The following is a 6,711-nucleotide window of genomic DNA, read 5'->3' on the forward strand; positions in this document are numbered from 1 at the left end:
CGACGGCGGTCCACCCGCTCGGCGCAGCCGGACGCGGCACGGCGGCCCTGGGACACGCAGTCGAAGTGCGGGGCGGGCGGGTGTGCTCGGCCGGCCTCATGACCGCATTCGGCGAGGCGGAACGCGCCTGTCCGGCGACGCAGCGGCCGGGCCGCAGGCCACGGCCGACCCGCACGGCCGGCCGCAGGCGGACCCCGTGGGCTTCCTCGTCCAGGACGACGGTACGACTCTGACCGGCGGCTGCACGACGAGGCCGAACTCCTCGGCGGACCGTACGACTTGGGCCCGCACGTTCAGCGAGGAGGCGATCCCGGCCGGCCGGGGAGGTGTTGTAGTCCGCCGGACCGGGCCGAGCCGGTGAGCCCGCCCTCCAGGGTCAGCAGCCACACCTTCCGTTCGACTCCGCCCGCGTACCCGGTCATCGAGCCGTCCGCGCCGATGACCCGGTGGCACGGGCGCACGATCAGCAGGGGGTTGGCACCGATCGCTCCGCCGACGGCGCGGACCGCCGCGCGGGAGGCGCCGATCCGTGCGGCGATCTCCCCGTAGGTGACGGTGGCGCCGTACGGCACCTCGTCCAGCGCGGCCCACACCCGCTGCCGGAACTCGGTGCCGCGTGGACTCAACGGCACCCGGAATTCCCTGAGTTCACCGGCGAAGTAGGCGGCGAGCTGGTCCGCTGCGGCACGGAACGGGCCGGCGTCGTGCCGCCATCCGTCCTGCACGCTCTGCCCGCCCTTCTGCCCGGGCACGGACAGCGAGGTGAGCGCCCCGTCCGCGTCTGCGGTGAGCAGCAAGTGGCCCACGGGGGCGTCGAGTCCGGTCCAGTAAACGGTTGTCATCGGTCGTTCCACTCTCCTGCCACACGCAGATGCTGGACGGCGTACGAGCGCCAGGGCCGCCAGTCGTCCGGCACCTCGGCGCCGGGCGGGGCGACGTCCGGATCGCCGAGGGCGCGTACGCGTACGGCGGCGATGGTGACCGGGTCCAGCGCGGGCAGGGCGAGCAGGGCCTGCTGCGCGTCGTCCCGGTCGGCGCCCGGGTCCAGCCGTACGGTGCCGTCGGCGAGGGCAGCGGTCAGTGCGCCCAGTGGCCCGTCCGGCTCGGCCTCGGCGAGGACGGCCGGCTCGGGGAAGAGATGGGTGAGGCTGCCGCAGGGCGCGTCGAGGGCCTTGCCGTACCGCCGTACCAGTTCCTGCGCGCCGTCCTTACCGACCAGGGCGCGGACGGCGGCCTCCGGCGGGTCCACGGCGCCGGGCGAGCGCAGTCCGGGCCGCGCGGCGACCAGCGGGCCGAGCCGGGGGTCGGCGCCGAGCCGCTCGTCGACGGCGTACGGGTCGGCGTCGAGGTCGAACAGGCGGCGCAGCCGCTGCACCGCGGTGGTGAGATCCCGGGGGTCGGTGAGGTGCAGCCGCGCGTCGAGCCAGCCGCCCGGACGGGTGCCGGTACCGGTCCTCGGCGCCCCGGTGCGCTCCTCGACGGCGACGATCCCGGTGCCGTACGGCAGCCGCAGCGTGCGCCGGTAGGTACGGCCGCCCGGCGCGCCGGAAACCTCCTCGACACCGGTTACCGCCTCCGCCGCGAGCTGGTCGAAGACGGCGGCGGCCTGGTAGGGCCCGCGGTGGGCGAGCCGCAGCGGTATCCCGGCGCCCGGAGCGGCCCGGCCCCGGGAGGCGCCCCTGCCCCGCGGGGCGGCGGCCCGCAGTTCGGTCGGCGTCGAGGCGTACACCTCCCGGACGGTGTCGTTGAACTGCCGCACGCTGGCGAAGCCGGACGCGAACGCGATCTCGGTGACCGGCAGCTCGGTGGTCTGCAACAGCACCCGTGCGGTGTGCGCCCGCTGGGCCCGGGCGAGCGCCACGGGGCCGGCGCCGAGTTCCGCGGTGAGCTGCCGCTGGACCTGCCGCGCGCTGTAGCCGAGCCGCGCGGCGAGCCCGGCGACGCCCTCGCGGTCCACGACGCCGTCGGCGATCAGCCGCATGGCCCGCCCGACGGCGTCCGCCCGCACGTTCCACTCCGCCGACCCGGGCACGGCGTCCGGCCGGCACCGCCGGCAGGCCCGGAACCCGGAGCGCTGCGCGGCGGCGGCCGTCGCGAAGAACCGCACGTTGTGCCGCTTCGGCGTCACCGCCGGGCAGCTGGGCCGGCAGTAGATGCCGGTGGTCTCGACGGCGAAGAAGAACACTCCGTCGAACCGCCCGTCCCGGCTCCGCACCGCCTCGTACCTGGTGTCTTCGTCCATCACGTGTTCCAGTGTGGACCGGGGCGAGGGATGGGGCTGGCGGGAATCGGACATGACGATGGTGGGCTTGCCCGGTGCGCCCTACATCCGACGCCCCCGCTTGATCTCCATCGCCGCCCTCCCCTCGGCGCCCTTCCTCCGCCAGTCCCGCCGGAGCTCCGCACGGACCCGCGCATCGGTCTTGGCCACGATCCACTGGTTCTCGCGCACCAGCTTCCGGTAGCTCTCCAGCCGGCGCTGGGGGAGCTCGCCGCTCTCCACGGCGGAGCGCACCGCGCAGTCCGGCTCGGTCTCGTGGGCGCAGTCGTGGAAACGGCACCGCTCGGCCAGTTCCTCGATCTCGGAGAACACCTGGCCGACCCCGCTCTCGGCGTCGTACAAGCCCACACCCCGCAGTCCGGGGGTGTCGATCAGCACCCCGCCCGAAGGCAGAGTGAGCAGATTGCGGGTGGTCGTGGTGTGCCGGCCCTTGCCGTCGACGTCCCGCGCGGCCCGCACATCCATGACGTCCGCCCCGACGACGGCGTTGGCCAGTGTGGACTTGCCCGCGCCGGACTGGCCGAGCAGCACGGACGTACCGGAGCCGACCAGCGCGACGAGGACGTCGAGCCCCTCGCCGTGCAGGGCGCTGACGGTGAGCACCGGCACGCCGGGCGCGCTCGTCTCCACGTCCTGCACCAGGTGGGCGAGGGTGAGCGGGTCCGGCACCAGGTCGGCCTTGGTGAGGACGACGACGGGCTGGGCGCCGGACTCCCAGGCCAGGGCGAGGAAGCGTTCGATCCGGCCGAGGTCGAGGTCGAGGGCGAGCGACACGGCGACCACGGCGTGGTCGACGTTGGCGGCGAGGATCTGCCCGTCGGACCGCTTGGAGGAGGTGGAGCGGACGAAGGCGGTGCGGCGCGGCAGATACGCGCGGACGTACTGCGGATCACCGTCGGGGTCTACGGCGACCCAGTCCCCGGTGCACACGACCTTCATCGGGTCACGGGGCACCACGAACTCGGTGTCGACGCGGACGGTCCCGCCGGCGGTGACGACGTCGCACTGGCCGCGGTCGACCCGGACGACGCGGCCGGGCACCAGCCCTTCGGCGGCGTACGGGGCGAACGCGTCGGCCCAGGCCTCGTCCCAGCCGTAGGGAGCCAGCGCGGAGGACGCTGCAGAGGTGGAAGTCAAGGGAGACCCTTCACAAGGGTGGCCCCGGGCAGGCGCGTTCGATGCGCGGTGAGTTCAGCCGGAGACCACGGAGATGGAGTGGATGATCTTCTGGTTGCGGGCAGCGCCCATCACAGAGACGGTCATCGGTCACACCTCCCGTTCCTCACTCGGCCGACAGCGGCGGCCGACGGCCACCGCGCGAAGCAAACCCCACACTAGAGGCGCGGGCAGTCAGGCACCAACCCTTTTTGACAGGGTCACAAACCGGGCTGTTCGTATCAAGCTCCTGGGCACAAACGCTGGCCCGGCCGCGCTGCTGCGGCACCGCCTCCGGCTCTGTCGCACTTCCCGGCAAGACCGTGGGCAACCTGGTATTCCGCTCATAAAGCCAGTCGGTCTGTTCACCAGGCGTGTCACCTGGTGAACAGACCGAGGTTTCTGCCCGTATCTCAGGCGGTCGGACGGTTCGTGAATTCCTCGACGAGGTCAAGTGTCAGGTCCGCCAGGTCGCCCTCCACCTCGCGGGGGATACGGTCGATGGGCCTGTTTCCGTCGAGGATGTCGGGCACTCTGGTCGAGGCGATCACGTACGCCCAGTGGATACTCGAACGTCCACCAAGGATCCTTTCGCAGACCCAGTCCTGGAATCCACTCAGCGGAGAGCTCCCAAGAGCGGTGCAGAACCCCTCGATGAATGCCACCATCGTTGAGAATCGGTCGTCCATCAGATACATTCGGCGCCGATTTCTCAGGTGGAAGCAGAGTTCTTCGATTCCCATCGTCTACCCCAGGTCAGGACGCGCGTCGAGGCGAATGTATTCCCAGTATTGCCATTGTTGGCGATATGTATCCAGGTCCATGCCTTCCGAACCGGTGAACGCGTCGTACGCTCGACCGTCTTTGACCACCAGGAAGTGATTGTGCCACTGACCATTGGGGTCGCGCTTGGACGGCCCGAGCCTTGCTCCCAAGGAGTCCTTCATCTCGTAGATCTCACCGCCGACCTCGCCCTTGATGACCTCGGCACACTCCAAGCAGTTACTCTGGGTGGGAACAGGCCAGCCGTTCGAGTCGATCTGGGGGCCTCCCGAACGGGGAGTTCCCTCAGCCTCGCGCAAGGCCTGTCCGAGACCGTTGTTGAATCGGCTGATGCCGTCGGTGATTCCGTAGATGCCGGCGCCCGCCATCCCGGTACCCACGACGATCGCCGGTGCTCCCTCGAGGCAGCCGATGATGGTCAGGCACAGGCCTCCGCCCGCGACATCGATCGTGGCGCCTTCCCCGACGCCGAAGACGCCGGCACCCGTCTCGAACAGACCCTTCCAGATGTCGGAGTTACCGAGGATCGCCTGGCCGTAGTCGCCGATCGTGTTGACGGTGTCCTTGAGCCAGCCCGGTACCCAACTGCCATCGTCGTCCTGTTGGCTCTGTTGCTTCTGTTGCTCGTACCACCGCCGCAACTGCGCCTGGGCCTGCTGCCGCTTGAGGACTTCCGCATGGAATGCCTCGTTCGCCGCTTGCTGGGCAGCGGTGGCGTCCTTGCCCGCGGCCAGGGACGAGGCACGGGCTTCCTGGGCGGATGTCCAGGCTGAGTCGGCGGAGCCGCGTGCGGCGGTGGCCGAGTACTGGGCCTGGGCGGCGGAGGTGACGGCCGCGGCCGCCGCGTTCTCTGCGTCCTGCTGGGCCTTGCGGGCGGTGGTGGCCGAGGCCGCGGCGTCCTTGGCGGACTGCTCGGCCTGTGTGGCGTACCCGTCGGCCTGCGTGGCGTACTTCTTGGCGTCCTTGGCCGCCTGGTCTGCCTGCTTGGCGTAGTCGGCGGCTTCGGCCGCGGCCTTGGCTGCGGTGGCTGCTGCCTTGCCCGCTTCGGCGGCGTTCTTCTGCGCGGTGGCGGCGACGCCTGCGGCCTGTGCGATGAGCTGCTGGATCTGGGATTCGTGCGTGGCGCCGAGCTGGTCCTGCCGCTGCGCCTTGTACTGGCCGACGGTGATGAAGGTGTGGAGCAGGTCGGCGGGCCCTTCCAGGGCGATCCGCGCCGCGGCCTTGACCTGTGGGCCGCTGCCGCTGTTCTTGGGGTCGGCGAGCTGGGCGGCGCGGACGCGTTCGTCCTGGGTGCGTGCCTGGGCGTCGTCGGTGGTGATGAACTGGCGCAGGGCGTCTGCTGTGTCGGTGTTCAGCGCGGTGCGGCCTGCCTGCTGTTCGATCGGGCCGGCGTTGGCGATGGTCCGGGCGATGTACAGGCGCATGTCCTGCTTCATCGCCTCGTACTGGCCCGTGGTCAGGAACGCGCTCACCGTGGCGGCATCACCGTCCAGGGCCTTGGCGGCCGCGGCGCGGACATCGGCGGAGCCGGCGGCTTCCGCCAGGTGTTCGAGGTCTTCGCGGTCGTCTTGGGAGCTTGCCTCCTGGCGGCCGGTGCGGATGTAGTCGGTCACGTCCTGGTCGGAGCCGGCCAGGGCCACGAGGGCTGCGGACTGGCTCCACGAGCGGCTGGTCTTCACGGTCGCCAGGGCCACCTTGCGGGCTTCGGGGGCGATCTGCGCGGGGTCCGCACCGGACTGGGACGCCTGGTCGGCGAGCTTGGCCGCCTGGGCCTGGAGGTCCTTCGCCTGCTGCGTGGCCGCCTGCTGTGCCGCGGTGCGCTGGTCCTCCTGTGCCTTGAGGTCCTGGGCGCGGTCGATGGCCTCGTTGGTACGGGCGGTCAACTGCTCGGCGTCGATACGGACCGCGAGGTCGTGGACCTTCTGCGCCTTGGCGACCGCGGCGCTGGCGGCGTCGGCGTCCTTCTTGGCCTCCTGGGCGTGCGCGGCGGCCTGCTTGGCGGCGGTCGCGGCCTGCCCGGCGTGGGCGGCGGCGTCGTCGGCCGCCTTGGCGGCGTTCTCGGCATGGGTGGCGGCGTCGTTCGCGGCGTCGCGCGCGTCCCCGGCGTCGGAGGCGGCCTCCTGCGCCAGCGATTCGGCGGCGGCGGCGGCACGGCTCGCTTCCCGGGCGTGCCGGTGCGCGCTGGCTGCGGCGTTCTGTGCTTCGGCGGAGTGGGAACCGGCCTCGTCGGCCAGGGTGTTGGCCTGGTCGGCCGCGTTCGCGGCATCGGTGGCGTCACTGCCGGCGCCGCTGGCCGCCTTTGCCGCGTCGGCGGCCTGGGCGGCGGCGGTGTGGGCCGAGTCGGCGGCCTGGGCGGCGGCGTGAGCGCCGGCCGCAGCGTCGCGGGCCTGCTCGGCCGCCTTGCGGGCGGCACCTGCCTGGCCGGCGTCGACGGCCGCGTTCGCGGCCGCGTCGCGCGCCTGTGAGGCGGCCTGGGCGGCACCGTCGGCGGC

Annotated in this window: 5 protein-coding genes; all 5 read right to left on the bottom strand. The window is 72.1% G+C overall.

Going from position 1 to position 6,711, the window contains the following annotated elements; translation table 11 throughout:
* Positions 1–293: 293 nt before the first annotated feature.
* Positions 294–842, bottom strand: coding sequence for a methylated-DNA--[protein]-cysteine S-methyltransferase (locus tag ACZ5NH_RS34335; RefSeq protein ID WP_468780888.1), 549 nt, complete (start codon positions 840–842; stop codon positions 294–296).
* Positions 839–2,242: a bifunctional transcriptional activator/DNA repair enzyme AdaA gene (locus ACZ5NH_RS34340; protein ID WP_468780898.1), complete on the bottom strand. Its 1,404-nt coding sequence runs from the start codon at positions 2,240–2,242 to the stop codon at positions 839–841. Before ACZ5NH_RS34340 ends, ACZ5NH_RS34335 begins: the two co-directional genes overlap by 4 nt.
* Before the next feature lie 81 nt (positions 2,243–2,323).
* Positions 2,324–3,418, bottom strand: coding sequence for a ribosome small subunit-dependent GTPase A (gene rsgA / locus ACZ5NH_RS34345; RefSeq protein ID WP_468780890.1), 1,095 nt, complete (start codon positions 3,416–3,418; stop codon positions 2,324–2,326).
* Positions 3,419–3,849: 431 nt separating this feature from the next.
* Positions 3,850–4,125, bottom strand: a complete 276-nt coding sequence (locus tag ACZ5NH_RS34350) for a hypothetical protein (RefSeq protein WP_468780892.1) — start codon at positions 4,123–4,125, stop codon at positions 3,850–3,852.
* 57 nt (positions 4,126–4,182) lie between these two features.
* Positions 4,183–6,711: ALF repeat-containing protein (locus tag ACZ5NH_RS34355; protein WP_468780894.1), on the bottom strand; the 2,529-nt coding region annotated here is incomplete at its 5' end.

The organism is Streptomyces sp. NPDC031426 (genome assembly GCF_055581585.1).